The organism is Pseudomonas umsongensis, assembly GCF_002236105.1.
Classification (GTDB): Bacteria; Pseudomonadota; Gammaproteobacteria; order Pseudomonadales; family Pseudomonadaceae; genus Aquipseudomonas; species Aquipseudomonas umsongensis.
In genome coordinates this window covers 472,610-495,185 of sequence record NZ_NIWU01000004.1, presented here as the reverse complement: position 1 = coordinate 495,185, position 22,576 = coordinate 472,610, and the positions used below count along the sequence as shown (strand labels likewise).

Annotated in this window: 22 protein-coding genes; 14 read left to right on the top strand and 8 right to left on the bottom strand. The window is 59.6% G+C overall.

Annotated features, from left to right (window positions below):
- Positions 1 to 143 precede the first annotated feature (143 nt).
- The 5 genes from oscA (at position 144) to PSUM_RS21970 (ending at position 4,261) form a co-directional block, all read left to right on the top strand.
- A complete protein-coding gene (oscA, locus tag PSUM_RS21990) occupies positions 144 to 326 on the top strand; it encodes a sulfur starvation response protein OscA (RefSeq protein ID WP_007975618.1) in 183 nt (60 codons plus the stop codon).
- A gap of 153 nt (positions 327 to 479) precedes the next feature.
- Entirely contained in the window at positions 480 to 1,493 is a 1,014-nt protein-coding gene (locus PSUM_RS21985) for a sulfate ABC transporter substrate-binding protein (protein ID WP_020795834.1), read from the top strand.
- A 69-nt stretch (positions 1,494 to 1,562) separates the two neighbouring features.
- Positions 1,563 to 2,381: a sulfate ABC transporter permease subunit CysT gene (gene cysT, locus PSUM_RS21980; RefSeq protein ID WP_008055402.1), complete on the top strand. Its 819-nt coding sequence runs from the start codon at positions 1,563 to 1,565 to the stop codon at positions 2,379 to 2,381.
- Between the two features lie 13 nt (positions 2,382 to 2,394).
- The gene (gene cysW / locus PSUM_RS21975; RefSeq protein WP_008055400.1) at positions 2,395 to 3,267 is read left to right on the top strand and encodes a sulfate ABC transporter permease subunit CysW; all 873 of its coding nucleotides are present in this window, start codon (positions 2,395 to 2,397) and stop codon (positions 3,265 to 3,267) included.
- A 4-nt stretch (positions 3,268 to 3,271) separates the two neighbouring features.
- Positions 3,272 to 4,261 carry a sulfate/molybdate ABC transporter ATP-binding protein gene (locus tag PSUM_RS21970; RefSeq protein WP_020795833.1) on the top strand — a complete coding sequence of 330 codons (990 nt, stop codon included), beginning with the start codon at positions 3,272 to 3,274 and terminating at the stop codon, positions 4,259 to 4,261.
- A gap of 104 nt (positions 4,262 to 4,365) precedes the next feature.
- On the opposite strand, the gene PSUM_RS21965 is transcribed toward PSUM_RS21970, so the two are convergent.
- Positions 4,366 to 4,887 carry an Mpo1 family 2-hydroxy fatty acid dioxygenase gene (locus PSUM_RS21965; RefSeq protein WP_083349983.1) on the bottom strand — a complete coding sequence of 174 codons (522 nt, stop codon included), beginning with the start codon at positions 4,885 to 4,887 and terminating at the stop codon, positions 4,366 to 4,368.
- 84 nt (positions 4,888 to 4,971) lie between these two features.
- On the opposite strand from PSUM_RS21965, the gene PSUM_RS21960 reads away from it, so the two are divergent.
- Together PSUM_RS21960 and PSUM_RS21955 are read left to right on the top strand one after the other, a co-directional pair.
- Positions 4,972 to 5,658, top strand: coding sequence for a Crp/Fnr family transcriptional regulator (locus PSUM_RS21960; RefSeq protein ID WP_020795831.1), 687 nt, complete (start codon positions 4,972 to 4,974; stop codon positions 5,656 to 5,658).
- A 57-nt stretch (positions 5,659 to 5,715) separates the two neighbouring features.
- Positions 5,716 to 6,081 (top strand): response regulator, encoded by a 366-nt coding sequence (locus PSUM_RS21955; protein WP_083349984.1) that lies wholly within the window; start codon positions 5,716 to 5,718, stop codon positions 6,079 to 6,081.
- Positions 6,082 to 6,225: 144 nt separating this feature from the next.
- Here PSUM_RS21955 and PSUM_RS21950 read toward each other — a convergent pair whose 3' ends face one another.
- Positions 6,226 to 7,230: an AraC family transcriptional regulator gene (locus PSUM_RS21950; RefSeq protein ID WP_020795829.1), complete on the bottom strand. Its 1,005-nt coding sequence runs from the start codon at positions 7,228 to 7,230 to the stop codon at positions 6,226 to 6,228.
- Positions 7,231 to 7,330: 100 nt separating this feature from the next.
- Here PSUM_RS21950 and PSUM_RS21945 point away from each other — a divergent pair, with 100 nt between their 5' ends.
- The 4 genes from PSUM_RS21945 (at position 7,331) to PSUM_RS21930 (ending at position 11,615) form a co-directional block, all read left to right on the top strand.
- Positions 7,331 to 8,404, top strand: coding sequence for a fatty acid desaturase (locus tag PSUM_RS21945; RefSeq protein ID WP_033045533.1), 1,074 nt, complete (start codon positions 7,331 to 7,333; stop codon positions 8,402 to 8,404).
- Between the two features lie 604 nt (positions 8,405 to 9,008).
- The gene (locus PSUM_RS21940; protein ID WP_007972928.1) at positions 9,009 to 9,590 is read left to right on the top strand and encodes an alpha/beta hydrolase; all 582 of its coding nucleotides are present in this window, start codon (positions 9,009 to 9,011) and stop codon (positions 9,588 to 9,590) included.
- A gap of 56 nt (positions 9,591 to 9,646) precedes the next feature.
- Positions 9,647 to 10,570, top strand: coding sequence for a sigma 54-interacting transcriptional regulator (locus tag PSUM_RS21935; protein ID WP_083349985.1), 924 nt, complete (start codon positions 9,647 to 9,649; stop codon positions 10,568 to 10,570).
- A gap of 262 nt (positions 10,571 to 10,832) precedes the next feature.
- A complete protein-coding gene (locus PSUM_RS21930) occupies positions 10,833 to 11,615 on the top strand; it encodes a MetQ/NlpA family ABC transporter substrate-binding protein (RefSeq protein WP_007972924.1) in 783 nt (260 codons plus the stop codon).
- 97 nt (positions 11,616 to 11,712) lie between these two features.
- Here the strand turns inward: PSUM_RS21930 and PSUM_RS21925 are convergent, their stop codons facing one another.
- On the bottom strand, positions 11,713 to 12,909 hold the full coding sequence (locus tag PSUM_RS21925) for an AAA family ATPase (protein WP_083349986.1): 1,197 nt from the start codon (positions 12,907 to 12,909) through the stop codon (positions 11,713 to 11,715).
- Positions 12,910 to 13,093: 184 nt separating this feature from the next.
- On the opposite strand from PSUM_RS21925, the gene PSUM_RS21920 reads away from it, so the two are divergent.
- From PSUM_RS21920 to PSUM_RS21910, 3 genes are read left to right on the top strand one after another with little or no spacing between them, the layout of a single operon-like run.
- Positions 13,094 to 14,197 carry an efflux RND transporter periplasmic adaptor subunit gene (locus tag PSUM_RS21920; protein WP_020795825.1) on the top strand — a complete coding sequence of 368 codons (1,104 nt, stop codon included), beginning with the start codon at positions 13,094 to 13,096 and terminating at the stop codon, positions 14,195 to 14,197.
- A complete protein-coding gene (locus tag PSUM_RS21915) occupies positions 14,194 to 15,261 on the top strand; it encodes an efflux RND transporter periplasmic adaptor subunit (protein WP_042955232.1) in 1,068 nt (355 codons plus the stop codon). Before PSUM_RS21920 ends, PSUM_RS21915 begins: the two co-directional genes overlap by 4 nt.
- Entirely contained in the window at positions 15,258 to 18,311 is a 3,054-nt protein-coding gene (locus PSUM_RS21910) for an efflux RND transporter permease subunit (RefSeq protein WP_020795823.1), read from the top strand. The genes PSUM_RS21915 and PSUM_RS21910 overlap by 4 nt, the downstream gene beginning before the upstream one ends.
- Positions 18,312 to 18,363: 52 nt before the next feature.
- Here PSUM_RS21910 and PSUM_RS21905 read toward each other — a convergent pair whose 3' ends face one another.
- From PSUM_RS21905 to PSUM_RS21885, 5 genes are all read right to left on the bottom strand, one after another.
- On the bottom strand, positions 18,364 to 18,993 hold the full coding sequence (locus tag PSUM_RS21905) for a class I SAM-dependent methyltransferase (RefSeq protein ID WP_020795822.1): 630 nt from the start codon (positions 18,991 to 18,993) through the stop codon (positions 18,364 to 18,366).
- Between the two features lie 133 nt (positions 18,994 to 19,126).
- Positions 19,127 to 19,459: a DUF6124 family protein gene (locus PSUM_RS21900; protein ID WP_020795821.1), complete on the bottom strand. Its 333-nt coding sequence runs from the start codon at positions 19,457 to 19,459 to the stop codon at positions 19,127 to 19,129.
- A 444-nt stretch (positions 19,460 to 19,903) separates the two neighbouring features.
- Positions 19,904 to 20,548 carry a methionine ABC transporter permease gene (locus tag PSUM_RS21895; protein ID WP_008057629.1) on the bottom strand — a complete coding sequence of 215 codons (645 nt, stop codon included), beginning with the start codon at positions 20,546 to 20,548 and terminating at the stop codon, positions 19,904 to 19,906.
- On the bottom strand, positions 20,538 to 21,659 hold the full coding sequence (locus PSUM_RS21890) for a methionine ABC transporter ATP-binding protein (protein WP_083349987.1): 1,122 nt from the start codon (positions 21,657 to 21,659) through the stop codon (positions 20,538 to 20,540). Before PSUM_RS21890 ends, PSUM_RS21895 begins: the two co-directional genes overlap by 11 nt.
- Before the next feature lie 2 nt (positions 21,660 to 21,661).
- A complete protein-coding gene (locus PSUM_RS21885) occupies positions 21,662 to 22,471 on the bottom strand; it encodes a MetQ/NlpA family ABC transporter substrate-binding protein (RefSeq protein WP_083349988.1) in 810 nt (269 codons plus the stop codon).
- Between the last annotated feature and the right edge of the window lie 105 nt (positions 22,472 to 22,576).

Here is a 22,576-nt window from a genome sequence, read left to right as displayed (position 1 = left end):
TTGTCCCGCCGAATAATCTCTTCTGGTTATATAAACATTCTTAAATAGTCTTTTTAAGAATATCAGCGCCTCTCTACTATTGGTCTCACGCCGTAAGCAGTGCCGCCACTGCCAGGCAACCTCTCAGTCGAAGGAGCAGCACCATGAGCGCATCTCTACGTAGCGTTGACGGCCAGGACGAAGCAACCATCCTGCGCGAAATCCAGAGCGCCCTGCGCGACCTGCGGTTTGGTGCGGTGGAAATCACCGTGCACAACGCCCAGGTGGTCCAGATCGAACGCAAGGAAAAATTCCGCTTGCAGCAACCGGGCAATAAACCGGGCTGAAGCGAAAGATCAAAAGATCGCAGCCTGCGGCAGCTCCTACAGGGGCACGCAATTCCCTGTAGGAGCTGCCGAAGGCTGCGATCTTTGAGCAGGCAACCCGATTCCAGATCATAAGAAAAGCCAACACATTTAAGAATTCCAGGAGCTTTCACCATGTCGTCGATTCGCCATTTCGCCTTGGCCGCCCTGGCCAGCGCCTTGTTTGCCGGTTCCGCCGTTGCCAAGGATTACGAACTGCTTAACGTGTCATACGACCCGACCCGTGAGCTGTACCAGGATTACAACGCTGAATTCGTCAGCTTCTGGAAGAAAAGTAATCCCGGTGACAGCGTTAAAATCCAGCAGTCTCACGGTGGCTCGGGCAAGCAGGGCCGGGCGGTGATCGACGGCCTGCGCGCTGATGTGGTGACCTTGGCCCTGGCCGGCGATATCGACGAAATCGCCAAGCTCGGCAAGACCCTGCCGGTCGACTGGCAGAAGCGTCTGCCGGAAGCCAGCACGCCGTACACTTCGACCATCGTGTTCCTGGTGCGCAAGGGCAACCCTAAAGGCATCAAGGACTGGGGCGACTTGGTCAAGAACGACGTCTCGGTGATCACCCCGAACCCGAAAACCTCCGGTGGAGCACGCTGGAACTTCCTCGCTGCCTGGGCCTATGGCCTGAAAGCCAACGGCGGTGACGAAGCCAAGGCCAAGGAATATGTGCAAACCCTGTTCAAGCACGTGCCTGTACTGGACACCGGTGCTCGTGGCTCGACCATTACCTTCGTCAACAACGGTCAGGGTGACGTGTTGCTGGCCTGGGAAAACGAAGCCTTCCTGGCCTTGAAAGAAGATGGCGGCGCCGACAAGTTCGAGATCGTCGTGCCTTCGCTATCGATCCTTGCCGAGCCGCCAGTGGCCGTGGTCGACAAGAACGCCGAGAAAAAGGGCAACGAGCAGATCGCCGAAGCCTACCTCAAGCATCTGTACAGCCCTGCCGGCCAGGAAATTGCCGCGAAAAACTTCTATCGTCCACGTGACAAGGATGTGGCCGCCAAATACGTCCAGCAGTTCCCGAAACTGGACCTGGTGACCATCGACAAAGACTTCGGCGGCTGGAAAACCGCGCAGCCGAAATTCTTCAACGACGGCGGCGTATTCGACCAGATTTACCAGGCGCAGTAATCTTAAATAGCCATCAAGGAGCCTCGAATCGCGATTCGAGGCTTTGTGCGTTCTCAACCAAGGACTCTTATGTCGCGTCGTATCTCCCCCGTCATACCCGGCTTCGGGCTGACGCTGGGCTACACCTTGGTGTACCTCAGCCTGATTGTGCTCATACCACTGGCGGCGATGTTCGTGCACGCCGCTCAACTCACCTGGGATCAGTTCTGGGCAATTATCTCGGCGCCACGGGTATTGGCGGCGTTGAAACTGAGCTTCGGCACCGCCCTTTATGCCGCAATCATCAACGGCATCATTGGCACGCTGCTAGCGTGGGTGTTGGTGCGCTATACCTTCCCCGGACGCAAAGTCATCGATGCAATGATCGACTTGCCTTTCGCATTGCCTACCGCCGTGGCCGGTATTGCACTGACCGCGCTGTACACCCCCACCGGTCTGGTAGGTCAATTTGCAGCGGATCTGGGTTTCAAGATTGCCTACACCCCCCTGGGCATCACCCTGGCCCTCACTTTTGTGACACTTCCATTCGTAGTACGTACGGTACAGCCGGTGTTGGCCGATATTCCCCGTGAAGTGGAAGAAGCGGCGGCGTGCCTGGGTGCCAAACCCTGGCAGGTTGCCCGTCATATCCTGCTGCCCGCATTGCTGCCGGCCTGGCTAACCGGTTTCGCCTTGGCCTTTGCCCGCGGGGTTGGCGAGTACGGTTCGGTGATTTTCATCGCCGGCAACATGCCGATGAAAACCGAGATCCTGCCGCTGCTGATCATGGTCAAGCTCGACCAATACGATTACACCGGCGCTACCTCCATTGGTGTACTGATGTTGGTGGTTTCCTTCATTCTGTTGCTGCTGATCAACTTGCTGCAGCGGCGTATCGAAACCCCATAAGGAGGCGCGAACAATGTCCCAATCGTCTATTGCTGCCGCCTCTTCGGCCAACGCTGCCCGCCGTGGCAGTGCAACGTCGCGGCGAATCCTGATCGGCCTTGGCTGGCTGATTTTTGCGCTGTTCCTGTTACTGCCGCTGTTTATCGTGGTGTCCCAGGGTTTGAAAAATGGCCTGGGTGCGTTCTTCACCGCGATCTTCGAACCCGACGCACTGTCGGCGCTGAAACTCACGGTGATTGCCGTATTGATATCGGTGCCGTTGAACCTGGTGTTCGGCGTCAGCGCCGCATGGTGCGTGAGCAAGTACTCGTTCCGCGGCAAAAGCATGCTGGTGACCCTGATCGACCTGCCATTCTCGGTATCGCCCGTTATCGCCGGTCTGGTCTATGTGCTGATGTTCGGCGCCCAGGGGCTATTCGGCCCGTGGCTGCAGGATCACGACATCCAGATCGTCTTCGCCTTGCCGGGCATCGTGCTGGCGACGATTTTCGTCACCGTGCCGTTCGTGGCCCGTGAGCTGATCCCGCTGATGCAGGAACAAGGCACTCAGGAAGAGGAGGCCGCGCGTTTGCTCGGGGCCAATGGCTGGCAGATGTTCTGGCACGTCACCGTGCCCAACATCAAATGGGGCCTGATCTACGGCGTGGTGCTCTGTACCGCGCGGGCCATGGGTGAATTCGGTGCGGTGTCGGTGGTTTCCGGGCACATTCGCGGGGTGACCAACACCTTGCCGCTGCACGTCGAGATCCTCTACAACGAATACAACCACGTGGCCGCGTTCGCCGTGGCGAGCCTGTTGCTGATCCTGGCGCTCTTCATCCTGCTGCTCAAGCAGTGGAGCGAAAACCGTATTAACCGCCTGCGCGCCAGCGCCGCGGAGGAATGATTTCATGTCGATCGAAGTGCGTAATGTCAGCAAGAATTTCAATGCGTTCAAGGCGCTGAATGACATCAGCCTGGACATTCAGAGCGGTGAGCTGGTGGCGTTGCTTGGCCCGTCCGGCTGCGGCAAGACCACGTTGCTGCGGATCATCGCCGGCCTGGAAACCCCGGACCAGGGCAATATCGTGTTCCACGGCGAAGACGTCTCCGGCCACGACGTGCGTGATCGCAACGTCGGTTTCGTGTTCCAGCACTACGCCTTGTTCCGCCACATGACGGTGTTCGACAACGTCGCGTTTGGCCTGCGCATGAAGCCGAAAAACCAGCGCCCGAGCGAAAGCCAGATCGCAACCAAGGTTCACGAACTGCTGAACATGGTGCAGTTGGATTGGTTGGCTGATCGCTACCCGGAACAACTCTCCGGCGGTCAGCGTCAGCGTATCGCCCTTGCCCGCGCCTTGGCGGTGGAGCCGAAAGTGCTGCTGCTCGACGAACCCTTCGGCGCTCTCGACGCCAAGGTCCGCAAGGAGCTGCGGCGTTGGTTGGCGCGCCTGCATGAAGACATCAACCTGACGTCCGTTTTCGTGACCCACGACCAGGAAGAGGCGATGGAAGTCGCTGATCGCATCGTAGTGATGAACAAGGGCGTGATCGAACAGATCGGCTCGCCGGGTGATGTCTACGAAAATCCCGCCAGCGATTTCGTCTATCACTTCCTCGGCGATTCGAACCGCCTGCATCTGGGAGAAGACAATCACGTGCTGTTCCGTCCGCACGAAGTGTCGCTGTCGCGGCATGAACTGGAAGATCACCATGCGGCCGAAGTGCGGGATATCCGTCCGCTGGGCGCGACCACTCGCGTGACGCTGAAGGTCGAAGGGCAGAGTGATTTGATCGAGGCCGAAGTGGTGAAGGATCACGACAGCCTGATCGGCCTGGCGAAGGGCGAGACGCTGTTCTTCAAGCCGAAGGTCTGGCAGAAAGTCGCCAACCTCTAAAAGCTTCGCGAGCAGGCTCGCTCCCACATTTTGATCATCAGTGAACACAAAATCTGTGAACAACCGAGATCCACTGTGGGAGCGAGCCTGCTCGCGATTGCGATCTAGATAGCAGCGCGCTTTGGATTAACCCGCACACCCCCCGCCCGCGCCTCGATCTGCTCTTTGAGTTCATGGCGCATCCCCAGCAAAAACGCCAGTTCAACCACCACAAACAACGGCCCGACAATCAACCCCGTCACATCATCGACAAACGCCGGCTTGCGACCTTCGTAGTGATGCCCGACAAACTGAATCGCCCAGCCAATCACGAACATCCCGATGCCGCTCGCCAGCCAGACCAGCGTGCTTTGCTGCGCGAGTGCCTGGCCGGCCCAAACGCACAGCCCCAGCAACACCGTCATCAGCACGCCGAGGCGCAACTCCAGGCGCAGGTAGAACCACGCCGACGCCAGTGACACCAGCACCGCAGGCGAAAGCCAGCCCCCGGCCCATTGCGGACGGGACAACAAGACCGCCACTGCCACGACGATCAATGGAATGCCGACGAAGTGGGTGGCGATGTTGCGCGGGTCGCGGTGGTAGGCGGCGTATTGACTGAGATGGTCAACGAGGCTTTTTTTCATTGTTATTCCTCCTGTAGGGTGACTGATCATGCCTTGGGGCCATTTCGCGCTCTGTCAGCCAGACGACAATCTCTAGGAGTTTTGATGGATAAGCAGGTCTGGCGTGCGCGCCTGATGCGTGGTCAGTGGTTCAGCCATCTGCCTGTGTCCCTACAGGATAGTCTGCTGGGTGCTGCGCGGGTGCGGCACCTGTCAGCGGGTCAGCGCCTGTTCCAGCGTGGCGATCCGCCCTGTGGGCTGTACGCGGTGCTTGAAGGTGCGGTTCGCGTCGGCGCCGTCAACGAGCAGGGCAAGGAGGCATTGCTGGGCCTGGTGGAATCGCCTAACTGGTTCGGCGAGATCTGCCTGTTCGACGGTCAGCCACGTACCCATGATGCGTTCGGCGTGGGGCAGAGCACGCTGCTGCACCTCCCGCAAACCGTGCTGCTCAAGATGCTCGACGAACAGCCAGGGCATTGGCGCCAACTGGCATTGCTGATGAGCCAGAAACTGCGCATGACCTTCATCAATCTCGAACAGTTGAGCCTGTTGCCGGCCCCGGCCCGGCTGGCGCATCGCTTGCTGATGATCGCCGAAGGCTACGGCCAGCTCGACGAACCGCGTCGCGTCCTGCAACTGCCGCAAGAACAGCTTGCTGCCATGTTGTCGCTGTCACGCCAGACCACCAACCAGATCCTCAAGGATCTGCAGGGGCAGGGGATATTGCGTCTCGGTTATGGCGAAATCGAAATCCTCGATGTGCAGCGGTTGCGGGCGTTGGTTGTTGTTTAATGGTGGGCTTTGTCCGTGAACGCGCTTAGCCTGTCAGAACGACAGTCGAGGTGTGCCATGCGTGTACTGCTAGTAGAAGACAAACCAGGACTCGCCAAACTTCTGGCCAATGGCTTGAGTGAGGCAAGCTTTGTGGTGGATGTAGCGGTCAATGGCATGGACGGCCGGCGCTTTATCGAGGATGGCGAATATGAGCTGATTATCCTCGACGTCATGCTGCCAGGTCTCAACGGTTGGCAGTTGCTGCAACAGATCCGCAAGCTCGGCGAAACCCCTGTGCTGTTCCTCACCACCAAGGACGGCATCGAGGATCGCCTGCGTGGGTTGGAGTTGCACGAGGATGATTACCTGATCAAGCCGTTTGCCGTGAGTGAGCTGGTGGCGCGGGTGCGCAAGTTGTTGCGGCGGGATCGGGGGCGCTGAGTGGTTTCTGTGGTGCCTGTCCGGGCCTCTTCGCGAGCAGGCTCGCTCCCACATTAGACCGGGTCAGTCTGAACAACTCGTTCAACTGTGGGAGCGAGCCCGCTCGCGAAGAGGCCAGACGAGACAACCAACCTCCTGGATCAATCACCGCAACCCATCCCGAAACTGCCCCGGTGTCATCCCCGTCCAGCGCTTGAACGCACGGCTGAAGCTGCTGGTATCGGCAAATCCCAGCAAATAGCTGATCTCACTCAATGAGCATTGCGGATCACGCAGGTGCAGCAACGCCAGGTTTTCGCGGCTTTCGTTGAGCAGCGTATCGAACCGGCAACCCTCATCCGCCAGGTGCCGTTGCAGGCTGCGCAGACTCAGGTGCAGAGCCTTGGCGATGTGTTCGGCGCTGGGTTCGCCTTCCGGCAATTGCTCTTCAATGGCGTCGCGGACCTTGCGTTCCCACGTCAGCGGTTTGAGCTGCGCCAGGGTACGGTTGAGCACGGTTTCGTTGTGTTCGGCCAGTTCCGGGTTGGCATCGTCCAGGTGACTGTCGAAATCAGACAGCGCGAATTCCAGCCGATCCTCGCCGGTGGCGAAATACACCGGTGAGCGAAATACCTTGTGCCATTGGTGCGGGTCCGCCGGTTCAGGGCGACGCAAGTACACCGCCAGCGGTGCATAGTCGCGGCCCAGGCGATTGCGGCAAGTGCGCACATAAATCGCCACGAAGGCGTCGATGGCTTCGAAGGCCGGGGCTGGATTGCCTGGCGGGATTTTCAGATGGAAACAGTAGCGGTCATCGCAGCGGGTCAGCTCCAGTTCCAGGGCGTCGCTGACCACCTGGTGATAGCGCACGATGCGCTCGAAGACTTCGCGCAAGCTGCCGCTGGCCACCAGTGCATAACCTAGCGCGTGGAAGGTCGTGGGGCTGACGAAGCGCGAGACGCGCAGGCCAATCGCCGGGTCGCCGCTGACCTGTACCGCGATTTCCCACAGGCGCGTGGTGCCGGACAACGGATAGCGCGCATTCGGGTCGTCCATCAGTTGCGGGTCGAGCCCGGCCTGCTGGCACAGGGCGGTGCTGTCGAGGCCCAGGGCGTCGAGTTGCTTGCGCAGGGCGCGGGTCCAGCTGGCGAGGGAGGTCGGTTCAGTCATGCTGATTGGCGCTTCCGGTCAACAGGTTGGCGTTCTCGGCTACCGCTCCAGGTGTGTGAAGCGGGCAGGATGCGAACATCAATAACCAGAGGATGGAAGCATGCAAGGTACTTCTGCAAGTCCCCAGCGACTGAATGCAGCTACGCGATCGGCACATATTCGTGAAGTGGTTCTGGCCAAGGGCGTAGCGCTGCGCCAGCGCTACCCGATTCTCAAGCACCAGGACGCCTTGGGCGCGGGCATCCTGGCCTTCGCGCTGGCCGGGATGATCGGCTCGGCGGCGCTCTACATCCAGGGTCAAATGGCCTGGTGGGTGTGCTTGCTGCTCAATGCTTTTTTTGCGTCCCTGACCCACGAACTCGAGCACGACCTGATTCACAGCATGTACTTTCGCAAACAGCGGGTGCCGCACAACGTGATGATGGGCCTGGTCTGGTTGGCGCGTCCGAGCACGATCAATCCGTGGATTCGTCGTCACCTGCACCTCAATCACCACAAGGTATCCGGCTCCGAAACCGACATGGAAGAGCGTGCCATCACCAACGGCGAGCCTTGGGGTTTCGCGCGGTTGTTGATGATTGGCGACAACATCATGTCGTCGTTCATCCGCATGCTGCGGGCCAAGACCTGGGCAATGAAACTCAGCATCATCCAGCGCACCCTGAAGGTCTATGCGCCGCTGGCGCTGATGCACTGGGGCGCGTGGTACGTGTTTCTCGGCTTCCACGCCGCGAACGGCCTTGCCTACCTGATGGGCACGCCGATCGAGTGGTCGGCGACCACGATGTCGGTGATGAGCGTGATTGATATCGCCGCGGTGGTGATCATCGGCCCGAATGTGCTGCGCACCTTTTGCCTGCACTTCATCAGTTCAAACATGCACTACTACGGTGACATCGAGCCAGGGAACGTCATGCAGCAGTGCCAGGTGCTGAATGCCTGGTGGTTATGGCCGTTGCAGGCATTCTGTTTCAACTTCGGCAGCAGCCACGGGATTCATCACTTTGTGGTGAAGGAACCGTTCTACATCCGCCAGATGACCGTGCCGGTGGCGCATAAAGTGATGCGTGAGATGGGGGTGCGGTTCAATGATTTCGGGACGTTTGCGCGGGCGAACCGGTTTGTGCGCAAGGACGAAGCTCAGGGTGAAAACGTAGAGGGCGTGCGCGTCTGATGGCCTCATCGCTGGCTTGCCAGCGATAGCGATTTTTCAGACAACCTCAATCCGGCTGAAATGGCGGCTCACTCAATGTCTGGTCGCTGCAGCCCTTACAGAGCAAGGCCGCAGTAAATCACACATTGTTAATATTCGTTTTTGGTCTATCTATAACGTTAAAAATTACTTTAAGAGATAAGCGTCTGGCTTGATGATTAAGCCATCGGGTAGCAATTTGCTCGACCTCGGGCATCCCCATCGACTTCAAGATTCATTAAACCGACACCTATTTAGCGCGAAACGTTTATAGGAGGAATTCACCATGACGTTATTGATCAAGTTGTCGGTGATCACTGCGCGCTGACAATTTTTCAAGTTTCCTGGGGCCGTCTCCTTGGCAGGGTGCGGCCCCTTTTTTTACCTGTAGGCTCTGGCTTCCCAGCGTAAGCGGTTTGTCAGGCGGTAGCTCTTTGACTGGAAGGACGCCTTCGCTGGCAAATCCAGTTCCTACAATTCTTATATTCGATACAGGTCTTAATAAATAGCTTCTTATTCCTTAACGAATATAAATCCCATCCCTATACTCGATCAGGAACAGACACGCAGCAGGAGAGCTTGCCCCATGCGCAACGAATCAATTCGCTACCTGATTGTGCCGGGCTGGCAAGGATCGCCAGAAGATCATTGGCAAAGCCACTGGCAAAACAGTTTGCCGAACAGCGCACGGGTGGAGCAGGCGGACTGGCTGACGCCGCGTCGTGAAGACTGGGTGGCGGCGCTGGCCGAGGCGATTGCAGCCGACAGCACTCCCGTCATCCTGATCGCCCACAGCCTTGGCTGCATCACCGTCGCGCACTGGGCGGCTACGGCGCCAGTGCAGTTTCTGCGTCAGGTACGTGGTGCCTTGCTGGTCGCGCCAGCGGACGTTGAACGCCCGGCTTGCGCGCCGGCGCTGCGCAATTTTGCACCGATTCCAACCGATCTTTTGCCGTTTCCCAGCCAGGTTGTCAGCTCTGACAACGACAGCGCCGTCAGCGCGCCGCGGGCTCTGGAGCTGGCGCGTAACTGGGGCGCGGAGGCGGGGATCCTAGCGGGGGCCGGGCACATCAATGTGAAGTCGGGTCATCAGCGTTGGGAGCAGGGTTTTGCCTATCTCTATCGTCTGCAAAACCGCATGGAACACCACGCCCTGCGCCGCGCCTGAACCTTTTGTTTTTTTCAACGCCCCCGTCCCCTGGCGGTTTTGGGCGGGAGTCTGCCATGAGCTTTGAAACCTTTGGCCAGCCACTGCTGACCTTTCCCGATGCTGAAAAAAGTCCCCTGAGCATCCGCGCCAAGGCGCTGGTATTCGTCGACCCGCGCTCGCGGCAACTGCGCCAGGAGCTGGAACAGCTGGCACCGCGCTCGATCTCGGTACTGATTCGTGGTGAAACCGGCAGCGGCAAGGAACTGCTGGCCCGGCACATCCACCGCGCCAGTGATCGCGGCGGTTTGTTCGTCTCGGTCAATTGCGGAGCAATCAGCCCAACCTATGCCGACGCCGAATTGTTCGGCTATGCCGCCGGCAGCTACAGCGGTTCTGCCAGCAGCCGCGCCGGTTGGTTCGGTTCGGCCAACGGTGGCACGTTGTACCTGGATGAAATCGGCGACCTGCCGCTGCCGATACAAATCAAATTGCTCGCCGCCCTGGAAAACCACGAAGTGACCCGCGTCGGTGCGCATCAACCGAGCCCGGTGGACGTGCGCCTGGTCGCCGCTACCAGTATCGACCTGGCCCAGGCTGTCGCCGCCGGGAAATTCCACGAGCGGCTCTACCATTACCTCAGCGAAGGTCAACTCGAACTACCAGCACTGCGCGAACGTGTGGGCGACATCCTGTCGTTGGCCGAATACTTCCTCGGCATCTACAGCCAGCGCCTGGACCTGCCAGTGCCGTTGATCAGCGAGGCCGCGCAAGCGATGCTGGAGCGACATAGCTGGCCGGGCAATACCCGTGAGCTGGAAAACGTCATTCACTTTGCGCTGTTGGTGAGTACCGGCGACGAGATTTTGCCGGAGCATTTGAATTTGCCTGATGAAGGGCTGAAGCAGGTCGAACAGCAGCTCAAGCGGATACTCGGAAGCGGCTCCACTGCTGAGAAAGAAGCCTTGAAACGCCTTCTACAAAACGCCGGCCTCCTGTAGGAGCTGCCGCAGGCTGCGATCTTTTGATTTTCAGCTGCCTTGAGGTCACAAAGGAGCAAAATCAAAAGATCGCAGCCTGCGGCAGCTCCTACATGGGTTGTGGCGATGCATGAACAAAATGGAATATGAAAGTGAATAAAAGATATTGTTCGGGAATAAAAAATCCCGGTATTGTCCGCGTCACGCCAGCGATAGCACTTCACTGGCACCTAAATATCTAGCCGTCGCCACAAGCGACCGTGATTTTCGATAAGGACACTGCATGAAAAAGGTTCTGTTGTTCACCGCACTGGCGGCTGCCCTGACTGCGGGCCTGGCACAGGCTGGCGAGAAACTGGTGGTTGCGGCGACCCCGGTTCCACACGCCGAGATTCTCGAACTGATAAAGCCAACCCTCGCCAAAGAAGGCGTGGACCTGGAAATCAAGGTTTTCACCGACTACGTTCAGCCAAACGTGCAGGTCGACCAGAAGCGTCTGGACGCCAACTACTTCCAGACCCTGCCGTACCTGAAGAGCTTCAACGAAGGCAAAGGCACTCACCTGGAAACCGTGATCGGCGTTCACGTCGAACCGTTCGGTGGCTACTCGAAGAAAGTCAAAACCCTGGCCGAGCTGAAAGACGGCGCGACCATTGCCATCCCTAACGAAGGCAGCAACAGCGGCCGTGCCCTGATCCTGTTGCAGAAGGCTGGCCTGATCGAGTTGAAAGACCCGAAGAACGCCCTGGCCACCCCGAAAGACATCGCCAAGAACCCGCACAACTTCAAGTTCAAGGAGCTTGAGTCCGCCATGCTGCCGCGTGTGCTGGACCAGGTTGACCTGGACATGATCAACACCAACTACGCGCTGGAAGCGGGCCTGAACCCGGCCAAGGATGCACTGGTGATAGAAGGTGCCGATTCGCCTTACGTCAACTTCCTGGTTGCTCGTCCTGATAACAAGGACAGCGTCGCCATCCAGAAACTGGCCAAGGCCCTGACCAGCCCGGAAGTGAAAGCTTTCATCGAGAAGAAGTACAGCGGCGCGGTTTTGCCAGCGTTCTGATTCACGAGGTAAACCCGTTCCAGGTTGCCAACGCCGACAGCTGAGACAGCGTCGGCGTGATCGTTCCCACGCAGAGCGTGGGAACAATCCATGTGCCTCAATCCGGCCAATACCACGCCGGCTCATCCAGCATCCGCTGCCCGACAATCCCGGTTTGCCCGAGGTTTTTCTCCAGCACGATGCAATTGCACTGCGGGTCCTCTTGCAGTGCCGAAATCAGGCGTCGCGCATGGGACACCACCCACACCTGGCATTGCTCCGACGCCCGGATAATCAGCCTCGCCAGCGCTGGCAGCAGATCCGGATGCAGACTGGTTTCCGGTTCGTTCAGCACCATCAATGTCGGCGGCCGGGGCGTCAGCAGTGCCGCCACCAATAGCAAGTAACGCAACGTCCCGTCCGACAACTCAGCCGCCGACAACGGCCGCAGCAAACCTTCCTGATAGAACTCGATAGCAAAGCGTCCGCCGGGAAGCGGTTCGATGTGCAGTCGTGCACCGGGAAATGCGTCACTGATCGCGTTGCGCAATGCCTCGGGGTCGCCGATTTCGATAATGGTCTGCAATGCTGCCGCCAGGTCCCGACCGTCGTGGTGCAATACCGGGGTGCGGGTGCCCAGTTGTGGCTGACGCACCAGAGCGTCGGCATCGCTGCGAAAGTGATCGTAGAAGCGCCAGCGGCGGATGAACTCACGGGTCTCCAGGACTTCCGGCGAAGTACGCAGGCTGCCGACCTGATCGAACAGGCTGTCGAAATTCGGCGTGTGTTGCGCCAGCACGTCCCAGCTGCGGTTGGACCGACTGCGAATCAGCGGGCCGTCACGATCTACCAAAACGCTTGCTGGGCGATAGAACGTCCCGGCCCACAGACATTCGCGCTTGATTTGCGGGTCGAGGCTGAAACGTGACGGAATGGGTAAAGGGTTTCCAGGGAGCATGAAATGACCATTCGAATCGGGCAGCCCCAGGCTGATCGAGTATCCGAATTCTTCTCCGGTAAATCCCAATCGCAGGCGCTTCACGCCCTGTCGCACCGTCGCCTCTACCGGCACTTCGCCATTGCGCATGCGCCGGGTGATGGTTTCTGGGCCGGCCCAGAAGGTCGAATGAAGTCCACCCTCGCGAGCCAACGCATTGACCACGCCACCCTGAGCCGTTTCCGCCAATAGGCGCAGCGCGCGGTAGAGATTGGATTTACCACTGCCGTTGGGGCCAGTAATCAGGTTCAACCGACCCAGCGGAATGACCAGTTTGTTGATCGAGCGGTAATTGGCCACCGCGAGGGTCTTGAGCATGAAGGACGTTCTCTGTAGGCGCTGCCGGAGACTGCGATCTTTTTTGATTCTTATCATTTAAATGCAAAAGATCTCAGCCTTTCGCAGCTCCTGTGTAGGAAATGACGATTATTGCGTAGGCGAAGGTTAATCCCTGTTCTAAGCTCACATGCGAATCGCGCCCGTTAAACGCAAAGGAGTCTGCATGGTTGGTCCCGGAATGAAAATAGCGCTTGGCCTGAGCCTGTTGGCCTTGCTGAGCGCCTGCAGTGAAGAGGCACCGGTCGAAAAGAACCGGCCCCGGGTTTTCGTGCAAGAGGTCAAGCTGGCCGACTACGCCGTCAACATCACGTTGACCGGTGATGTCCAGGCCCGGGTGCAGACCGAGTTGTCGTTCCGCGTCGGGGGCAAGATCATCCAGCGTATGGTGGATGTCGGTGACCGGGTCTCGGCCAGGCAGGTGCTCGCCCGGCTCGATCCCAAGGACCTGCAGACCAACGTCGATTCGGCCCAGGCCCAGGTCGTCGCCGAGCAGGCCAAGGTCAAGCAGAACGCCGCGGCCTTCGTGCGCCAGCAGAAATTGTTGCCCAAGGGCTATACCAGCCAGAGCGAATACGATTCCGCCCAGGCGGCATTGCGCAGCACCCAAAGTTCGCTCGCGGCTGCCGAGGCGCAACTGGCCAACGCCCGTGAACAATTGAGCTACACCGCGTTGATCGCCGACGCACCGGGCGTGATCACGGCGCGGCAGGCCGAGGTCGGCCAGGTGGTGCAGGCCACGGTGCCGATTTTCAGCCTGGCCCGGGACGGGGATCGGGATGCGGTGTTCAACGTCTACGAGTCGCTACTGGCCGAGCCACCGTCGGACAGGGCGGTGGTGGTCAGTCTGCTGGATAATCCGGCGGTCAAGACCACCGGGACCGTGCGGGAAGTCACTCCGGCCGTCTCCGAGCAAACGGGTACGGTGCAGGTCAAAGTCACCCTCGACAGCTTGCCGCCAGGGATGCAATTGGGCTCGGTGGTGAGTGCCACCGCCAATACCCGGGGCAAGTCCGCCGTGGAGCTTCCGTGGTCGGCGCTGACCAAAAATGTCAGCGAGCCGGCGGTGTGGCTGGTGGATGGGGAGGGCAAGGCGCAATTGCACAACGTCAAGGTTGGCCGCTACCTGACCGGTAAAGTCATCATCAGCGCCGGACTGACCGGCGGTGAAAAAGTCGTCGTCGCGGGCGGTCAGTTGCTGCACCCCGGTGTGACGGTGGAAATCGCCGAAGACACCTACAAGGATTTGTCTGTGGGGGCTGCGCAATGAAGCGTCTGTTAGTGGTGCTCGCCGGTATGATGCTGCTGGCCTGCTCGAAAGAAGAACCCGCCCCGGAAATAGTGCGTCCAGTGTTGTCGATCACGGTCCAGGCCCTGGATGAGCAGAATCTCGGGCGTTTCGCGGGCAGCATCCAGGCCCGTTATGAAAGCAATATCGGTTTCCGAGTGCCGGGGCGCATAGCCAGTCGCAGCGTCGATGTCGGTGCCGAAGTCGACAAAGGGGCCTTGCTCGCCACGCTTGATCCCACCGACCAGCAGAACCAGTTGCGTTCGGCCGAGGGCGACCTGGCGAGTGTCCAGGCGCAACTCATCAACGCCCAGGCCAGCGCCCGGCGACAGCAGCAATTGTTTGATCGCGGGGTGGGCTCCCAGGCGCAGCTCGACAGCGCACTCACCGACCTGAAAACCACCCAGGCCTCGCTCGACCAGGCCAAGGCCGCGGTCAGCCAGGCCAGGGACCAGCTCAACTATGTCGAGTTGCGCGCCGATCACAAGGCCGTGGTCACAGCGTGGAGTGCCGAAGCCGGGCAGGTCGTCACCGCGGGTCAGCAGGTGGTCACTTTGGCGCAGCCGGACATCAAGGAAGCGGTGATCGACCTGCCCGACACCTTGATCGACCAGTTGCCCGCCGACGTGGTGTTCCAGGTTGCCTCGCAACTGAACCCGAACATTGCCACCACGGCCATTGTGCGTGAAATCGAACCCCAGGCCGAAAGTGCGACCCGAACCCGGCGCGCACGCCTGACGCTGACCGAAACACCGCCGGCGTTTCGCCTCGGCACGGCGATCAGCGTGACCTTGAGTAGCGCGATCAAGCCGCGCATCGAGCTCCCCCTGAGTGCCTTGCAGGAGGTCGACGGCAAAAACCGCGTCTGGATCATTGATGCGCAGACGCAAACGGTTTCTCCAAGGGATGTCAGCATCGTCAGCCGTACGCAAACTACGGTGGTGCTGGCCAACGATATCAAGGCTGGCGAGCGAGTCGTCAGTGCCGGTGTGAACAGCCTCAAGCCGGGGCAGAAAGTGAAAGTCGATGAGGGCAACCCACAATGAAAGGGAGTTTCAACTTATCCGAATGGGCCCTCAAGCATCAGTCGTTCGTCTGGTATTTGATGTTTGTTTCTCTGCTGATGGGCGTCTTCTCGTACCTGAACCTGGGTCGCGAGGAAGACCCGTCGTTCACCATCAAGACCATGGTGATCCAGACCCGCTGGCCCGGTGCAACCCAGGAAGAAACCCTCAAGCAGATCACCGACCGTATCGAGAAAAAGCTCGAAGAGCTTGATTCCCTCGACTACGTGAAAAGCTATACCCGCCCTGGCGAATCCACGGTCTACGTGTACTTGCGCGATACCACCAAGGCCAAGGACATCCCGGAAATCTGGTACCAGGTGCGCAAGAAAATCGGCGACATCCGCTACTCGTTTCCCCAGGGCATTCAGGGGCCGTCGTTCAACGACGAGTTCGGTGACGTGTTTGGTTCGATCTACGCCTTCACCGCCGATGGCCTGTCGTTGCGCCAGTTGCGCGATTACGTCGAGCAGGCGCGCGCCGATATCCGCGGTGTGCCGGGGCTGGGCAAGATCGAGATGGTCGGCCAGCAGGACGAAGTGCTCTACCTGAATTTCTCGACACGCAAACTGGCGGCGCTGGGCATCGACGAGCAGCAAGTCGTACAAGCCCTGCAGACCCAGAACGCCGTGACGCCGTCCGGGGTGATCGAAGCCGGTCCGGAGCGGATTTCCGTGCGCACGTCCGGGCAGTTCATTTCCGAGAAGGATCTGGCCAACGTCAACTTGCGGCTCAATGACCGTTTCTATCGCCTGGCCGATATCGCCGATATTCGCCGTGGTTACGTCGACCCGTCGACCCCGGAATTTCGCTTCAATGGCCAACCCGCCATCGGTTTGGCCATTGCGATGCAAACGGGCGGCAACATCCAGGACTTCGGTAAGGCCCTGCACCAGCGCATCAGCGAGCTCACGGCGGATCTGCCAGTAGGCGTCGGTGTGCACAACGTGTCCGATCAGTCTGTCGTCGTGGAAGCGGCCGTAGGCGGGTTCACCAGTGCGTTGTTCGAAGCCGTGGTGATCGTGTTGGTGGTCAGCTTCATCAGCCTCGGCGTACGCGCGGGGCTGGTGGTGGCGTGCTCGATCCCGCTGGTGCTGGCGATGGTCTTCGTGTTCATGGAATACAGCGGCATCACCATGCAGCGAATTTCCCTCGGCGCATTGATCATCGCTCTCGGACTCCTGGTGGATGACGCGATGATCACCGTCGAGATGATGGTCTCGCGTTTGGAACTGGGCGAAACCAAGGAACAGGCCGCGACCTTTGCCTACACTTCGACCGCCTTCCCGATGCTCACCGGTACGCTGGTAACAGTGGCGGGTTTCGTCCCCATTGGTCTCAATGGCAGCTCAGCCGGTGAATACACCTTCACCCTGTTTGCGGTCATTGCAGTGGCCATGTTGGTCTCGTGGGTTGTCGCGGTGTTGTTCGCCCCGGTGATTGGCGTGCACATCCTCAGTACCAATGTGAAGCCGCACTCGGCAGAGCCCGGGCGCCTCGGGCGGGCGTTCAATGGCGGCCTGCTGTGGAGCATGCGTAACCGCTGGTGGGCGATCGGCATAACGGTGCTGCTGTTCGGGTTGTCGGTGGTCGGCATGCGCTTTGTGCAGAACCAGTTCTTCCCGGCCTCGGATCGCCCGGAAATCCTGGTGGATCTGAACCTGCCGCAAAATGCCTCGATTGATGAAACCCGCAAAGCCGTGGATAAACTTGAAGCGACCCTCAAGGGCGACCCCGACATCGTGCGCTGGAGTACCTACATCGGCCAGGGCGCGATTCGTTTCTACCTGCCCCTCGACCAGCAACTGCAGAACCCTTACTACGCTCAGCTGGTGATTGTGAGTAAAGACTTCGAGACGCGCGCAGCCCTCAGTGACCGCCTGCGCGAACGCCTGCGCAAAGACTTCGTCGGCATCGGCAGTTTCGTCCAGGCCCTGGAAATGGGCCCACCCGTGGGGCGGCCGATCCAGTACCGCGTCAGCGGCCCGGACATCGACCAGGTGCGCAAGCACGCCATCGATCTGGCCAGCCAACTGGACAAGAACCCGCACATCGGTGAAATCATTTTCGACTGGAACGAGCCAGGCAAGGTACTGCGCATCGACATCGCCCAGGACAAGGCGCGCCAGCTCGGCTTGTCGTCCGAAGACGTGGCGAACCTGATGAACAGCATCGTCAGCGGCTCGACGGTGACCCAGGTCGACGACGATATCTATCTGATCAACGTGGTCGGTCGCGCCGTGGACGCCGAGCGGGGCTCACCGGATACCCTGCAGAACCTGCAGATCCTCACACCGGGCGGCACCTCCATTCCACTGCTGGCGTTTGCCTCCGTGCGCTACGAACTCGAGCAACCGCTGGTGTGGCGTCGCGACCGCAAACCGACAATCACCATCAAGACGGCGGTCATCGGTGATATCCAGCCAACCGATCTGGTGACACAGCTCAAGCCGGATATCGAAAAATTCGCCGCCTCGTTGCCGGCTGGCTACAAGGTCGCCACGGGCGGTACGGTGGAGGAAAGCGCCAAGGCCCAGGGGCCGATCAACAAGGTGGTGCCGTTGATGGTGTTCCTGATGGCCACCTTCCTGATGATTCAGCTGCACAGCGTGCAGAAGATGTTCCTGGTGGCCAGCGTCGCGCCGCTGGGGCTGATTGGCGTGGTGCTGGCGCTGGTGCCGACCGGAACGCCGATGGGCTTCGTGGCGATCCTCGGCATCCTGGCGCTGATCGGTATCATCATCCGCAACTCGGTGATCCTGGTGACCCAGATCGATGAGTTCGTGGCACAAGGTTCGTCACCCTGGGATGCGGTGGTGGAAGCTACCGAGCATCGTCGTCGACCGATCCTGCTGACCGCGGCGGCGGCGAGCCTGGGCATGATCCCGATTGCCCGGGAAGTGTTCTGGGGGCCGATGGCCTACGCGATGATTGGCGGGATCATCGTCGCCACCTTGCTGACGCTGCTGTTTTTGCCGGCCTTGTATGTGGCCTGGTACAAGATTCGCGAGCCGAAGAAAGAAGTGCGCTAAGACGAGCGCTGCGCGCTCATCGCGGGCAAGCCCGCGATGGCGTCAGTACTGACTACGAAGACTTGCGCCATACACTCGCCAACCAAGGCTGCTGCTCGCGCGGCAGCCCCGCTGGCCGGTAGTAATGCTCCAGCTCCACAAAGCCCGCTTCGGTCAGCAATTGCTGCCATGCCTTCAGGTCGTGATACGACCCATAGCGTGGCCCGTTCCAGCCTTCCTGGTTGTCGCCACGGGGATTGGAACTGAACAACACACCACCTGCCTTCAATGCCGTGCGCAGCTCTTTCAGTACCCGGGGCAGCTCCTGGCGCGGGATGTGAAACAACACCGCATTGGCAAAAATCCCATCGAAGCGTTCCTGAGGCAAATCCAGCTTCAGGAAGTCCTGCTGCCAGACCTCGCAACCGCTGTCCTCCCGGGCCATTTGCGCAAACTTCTGCGAGCCATCAAGGCCTACCGCCGTGTGGCCCATGCGCGTAAAGGTCTGCAGGTCGCGACCGGGACCACAGCCAAAATCGAGAATGTCGAACGGCGGCTCGCCCTGAATATGCCGCAACAGCGCGTCGATGTTCTGGCTGACATCGTGATCGCGGGTGCCTTCGCGGAAACTTTCGGCCACCGAGTTGTAATGGTCCAGAGTCGTGGACGTGATCTGCTCGAGGTCGGCGGGAGTCTGTTTCATGGTCGGCTGCGCAGGTAAAGGGAGATGCGCAAACTATAAGCGCTTTCGCGCTTTAAAGATCGCAGCCTGCGGCAGCTCCTACAGAGGAGCTCCCTGTAGGAGCTGCCGAAGGCTGCGATCTTTTGATCTTGATTCAGCTCTTCTTCATCCCCAGGCACTCAATGGAATGATCCACCATCGCCTTGGCAATCTCCAGCAAATGCCAGACCGAGAACACCATTGCACGGTCGGCGCCCTTTAGATGGTCGCCACATTGATAGGCTGTGACCGAGGCGCAGCGCAGCAGATCGGCGATGTAGAGTTGGGTGTCTTCGAAGCTCACGTCTTTGCTGACGTTGTAGAACCGCAGTTCGTCGGGCGGGGAGGGTTGATCGCCGGTGAGGTAGAAATCAATGGCGCGGTAGAGCGCTGATCGATCCCTGAGCGGGTCTTTTTCGGGGGGTGGGTCGGGTACTGATCTTTCCATGTGTTGCTCCTATTGCTGCATGGGAGCCGACACTTTTCGCCTACTAAACGATTGGGTGGCGGCTGTACGCAGGTTAGTAGGCCGGTCAATAGGAGAAACCGGTGCACCCGAAGGTACCCCACGCACAGCCACCATTTTCTGCATGCGGCAAAGTGCCGGACATGAGCATGGAATTGCTATGCGCCTATTGTTCCGGGCTACTAAACCCGATCACTGATGAGCAGTGACGGACCGAGACTAACCACGGAGTTTGGCAGGCGCAAGCGAGCGGAATAATCTAGGAAACGTCCTGCAAAGGAAAGGGATTGAGCCTTCAGAATTGCCGATTTTCTTGTACGAAATATCGCCAAGATCGCAGCCTTCGGCAGCTCCTACAGGGTGTACACATTCCCTGTGGCGCCACCCTGTAGGAGCTGCCGAAGGCTGCGATCTTTTGATCTTGATCTAACGTTTGTTCAATCCCCGAGCCAACCGATCCCCACCCAACTGAATCACCGCCACCAACGCCACCAGCAACACGATCACCGTCAGCATGATCTGGCTATCGAAGCGCTGATACCCATACCGATAGGCAATGTCCCCCAACCCACCGGCACCAATCGCCCCCGCCATGGCAGATGAGTTGATCATCGTCACCAGGGTGATGGTGAAGCCCCCGACAATCCCCGGCAGCGCCTCAGGCAACAGCACATGCCAGACGATGTGCCCACGTCGGCAGCCCATGGCCTGTGCGGCTTCGATCAAGCCGTGATCGACTTCGCGCAAGCTGACTTCAGCGATGCGCGCAAAGAACGGCGTAGCGGCGATGGTCAATGGCACCACGGCTGCCCAAACGCCGTACGTGGTACCGACGATCAAGCGAGTGAACGGAATCAACGCGACCATCAGGATCAGGAACGGAATCGAGCGGAACAGGTTCACGAAGGCACCCAGTGCGCGATTAAGCGCCGGGGCTTCATAGATACCGCCCTTGGAACTGGTGACCAGGATCACCGCCAGCGGAATGCCCGCCAGCAGGGCGATCAACGACGACACGCCGACCATCAAGAACGTGTCGATGAATCCCTGCAGCAAGCGATCAAACCACATAGCCCAATACCTCTACCTGTTGCGCCCACTGGCCGGCGCGTTGACGCAATTCTTCGACGCCCAGGGACGAGCCCGTCACGGCCAGCAGCAGTTGCCCAAGCGCGTGTCCCTGAATCCGTTCCACGCCACCCTGCAGCAAGCGCACGCGGCCACCGAGTGCACTGAACAGTGCGGCAAGGTCCGGTTCGGCCTGGGCCGTTCCGGTGAACTGCAGGCGCAGTACCACCGCGTCTTCCGCGGACTGCGGTTGCGGATGCAAGCGGCTTTGCAGCTCTGGCGGCAGGGCGTGTTGCAACGGTGCGAGCAGGGTCTTGCTGACCTCATGCTGCGGGTTGCCGAAGACTTCCCACACCGGGCCTTGTTCGACGATGCGCCCGTGTTCCAGCACCACGACGCGATCACAGATCTCGCGGATCACCGCCATTTCATGGGTGATCAGAATGATCGTCAGGCCCAGGCGCTGATTGATCTCGCGCAGCAGGCCGAGGATCGATTGCGTGGTCTCCGGGTCCAGTGCCGAAGTGGCTTCGTCGCACAGCAGAATCGCCGGGTCGTGAACCAGGGCGCGGGCGATGCCGACGCGCTGTTTCTGGCCGCCGGACAGTTGCGCCGGGTAAGCCTTGTGCTTGGCTTGCAAGCCCACCAGTTCCAGCAGTTCACGAACCTTCTGCTCGCGCTTTTCCTTGGGTACGCCGGCGACTTTCAGCGGCAGCTCGACGTTCTGCCAAACCGTCTTGGCGGACATCAGGTTGAAGTGCTGGAAGATCATGCCGATGCGCCGACGCAACGCCACCAGATGGTCTTCATCGAACTCGCCGATGTCCACTTGATCGATCAGCACGCGCCCCGACGTCGGTTGTTCGAGGCGGTTGATGGTGCGGATCAGCGACGACTTGCCGGCGCCGCTACGACCGATGATGCCGAACACTTCACCGTGCTGGATCGCCAGGTCGATGCCCTGCAACGCGGCCACCGGACCTTGCTTGCCGTCATAGGTTTTACCCAGGCCGATGAAGCGCACGTGAGCGCGGTTCAGGTCCGGGTGCAGTTCGGTCTGTTCAGCTTTCTGGGGCTCTGGAATATCCAGTCGCCGTTGGATCGCAGCTGTCATGCTCAGCTCTCCCAACCGGCTTGGTAGAGCTTGCCGTGGGCTTTATCCAAGGCTGCGCGAACGGCTGGCGAGTGCTGGTAGATGTCGACGAACTTGATCAGGCGCGGGTCGGTTTTGCTCTTCGGCTGGATCACGAACTGGATCACGTATTCCTTGTGGTCGAGGCCGTCGAACAGCAGGGCAGAACCGGCGTCGAAGGTTTTAGCCAGGCGAATATAGGCCGGGTAGCCCTGGACGAGATCGGCGTCGTCGTAGGCACGTACCAGTTGCACGGCTTCGACTTGCAGGATCTTGATGTTCTTCGGGTTGGCGATGATGTCTTCTTCGGTGGCCTTGTAGCCGACCCCCGGTTTAAGCGTGATCAAGCCGGCCTTGGCCAACAGCTGCAAGCCACGCCCGCTGTTGATCGGGTCGTTGGCGATGGCCACGCTGGCGCCTTGCGGTAGCTCGTCGAAGCTTTTGTACTTCTTCGAGTAGAGACCGACATTGTTGATGATCCCCGGTGCAAAGGGCACCAGGTCAAACCCTGAGGCATTCTTGGCGTTTTCCAGGAACGGGATGTGTTGGAAGTAGTTCACGTCGATGTCGCCGGCGGCGAGGCTGACGTTGGGCGCGATCCAGTCGGTGAATTCCACCAGTTCAACTTTCAGGCCTTGTTTGCCGGCCTCTTCTACGGCCGCTTCCAGAGGAATGGCGAAGGCGGCGGTGGTGCCGATTTTCAAAGGCGCGTCGGCGGCGAAAACCGTAGAGCTGAACAGGCCGAGGGCCAGGGCCAGTGCTTTGACTGGGTTAGAGAGAGAGTGCTTGGTCATGATGTTTATTCCAGTCAAGTTATGGCCGATCGTTCCCACGCTCTGCGTGGGAATGCCTCTCGGGACGCTCCGCGTCCCTGCGGCTGTGACGCGGAGCGTCACTGG

Coding starts and splice junctions, on each gene's coding strand:
- PSUM_RS21890 (WP_083349987.1), bottom strand. CDS start 21,659: ATGACAGCTGCGATCCAACGGCGACTGGATATTCCAGAGCCCCAGAAA.
- PSUM_RS21930 (WP_007972924.1), top strand. CDS start 10,833: ATGAAAAAGGTTCTGTTGTTCACCGCACTGGCGGCTGCCCTGACTGCG.
- PSUM_RS21970 (WP_020795833.1), top strand. CDS start 3,272: ATGTCGATCGAAGTGCGTAATGTCAGCAAGAATTTCAATGCGTTCAAG.
- PSUM_RS21925 (WP_083349986.1), bottom strand. CDS start 12,909: ATGCTCAAGACCCTCGCGGTGGCCAATTACCGCTCGATCAACAAACTG.
- oscA (WP_007975618.1), top strand. CDS start 144: ATGAGCGCATCTCTACGTAGCGTTGACGGCCAGGACGAAGCAACCATC.
- PSUM_RS21950 (WP_020795829.1), bottom strand. CDS start 7,230: ATGACTGAACCGACCTCCCTCGCCAGCTGGACCCGCGCCCTGCGCAAG.
- PSUM_RS21955 (WP_083349984.1), top strand. CDS start 5,716: ATGCGTGTACTGCTAGTAGAAGACAAACCAGGACTCGCCAAACTTCTG.
- PSUM_RS21900 (WP_020795821.1), bottom strand. CDS start 19,459: ATGGAAAGATCAGTACCCGACCCACCCCCCGAAAAAGACCCGCTCAGG.
- cysW (WP_008055400.1), top strand. CDS start 2,395: ATGTCCCAATCGTCTATTGCTGCCGCCTCTTCGGCCAACGCTGCCCGC.
- PSUM_RS21965 (WP_083349983.1), bottom strand. CDS start 4,887: ATGAAAAAAAGCCTCGTTGACCATCTCAGTCAATACGCCGCCTACCAC.
- PSUM_RS21895 (WP_008057629.1), bottom strand. CDS start 20,548: ATGTGGTTTGATCGCTTGCTGCAGGGATTCATCGACACGTTCTTGATG.
- cysT (WP_008055402.1), top strand. CDS start 1,563: ATGTCGCGTCGTATCTCCCCCGTCATACCCGGCTTCGGGCTGACGCTG.
- PSUM_RS21945 (WP_033045533.1), top strand. CDS start 7,331: ATGCAAGGTACTTCTGCAAGTCCCCAGCGACTGAATGCAGCTACGCGA.
- PSUM_RS21920 (WP_020795825.1), top strand. CDS start 13,094: ATGGTTGGTCCCGGAATGAAAATAGCGCTTGGCCTGAGCCTGTTGGCC.
- PSUM_RS21915 (WP_042955232.1), top strand. CDS start 14,194: ATGAAGCGTCTGTTAGTGGTGCTCGCCGGTATGATGCTGCTGGCCTGC.
- PSUM_RS21935 (WP_083349985.1), top strand. CDS start 9,647: ATGAGCTTTGAAACCTTTGGCCAGCCACTGCTGACCTTTCCCGATGCT.
- PSUM_RS21960 (WP_020795831.1), top strand. CDS start 4,972: ATGGATAAGCAGGTCTGGCGTGCGCGCCTGATGCGTGGTCAGTGGTTC.
- PSUM_RS21905 (WP_020795822.1), bottom strand. CDS start 18,993: ATGAAACAGACTCCCGCCGACCTCGAGCAGATCACGTCCACGACTCTG.
- PSUM_RS21910 (WP_020795823.1), top strand. CDS start 15,258: ATGAAAGGGAGTTTCAACTTATCCGAATGGGCCCTCAAGCATCAGTCG.
- PSUM_RS21985 (WP_020795834.1), top strand. CDS start 480: ATGTCGTCGATTCGCCATTTCGCCTTGGCCGCCCTGGCCAGCGCCTTG.
- PSUM_RS21885 (WP_083349988.1), bottom strand. CDS start 22,471: ATGACCAAGCACTCTCTCTCTAACCCAGTCAAAGCACTGGCCCTGGCC.
- PSUM_RS21940 (WP_007972928.1), top strand. CDS start 9,009: ATGCGCAACGAATCAATTCGCTACCTGATTGTGCCGGGCTGGCAAGGA.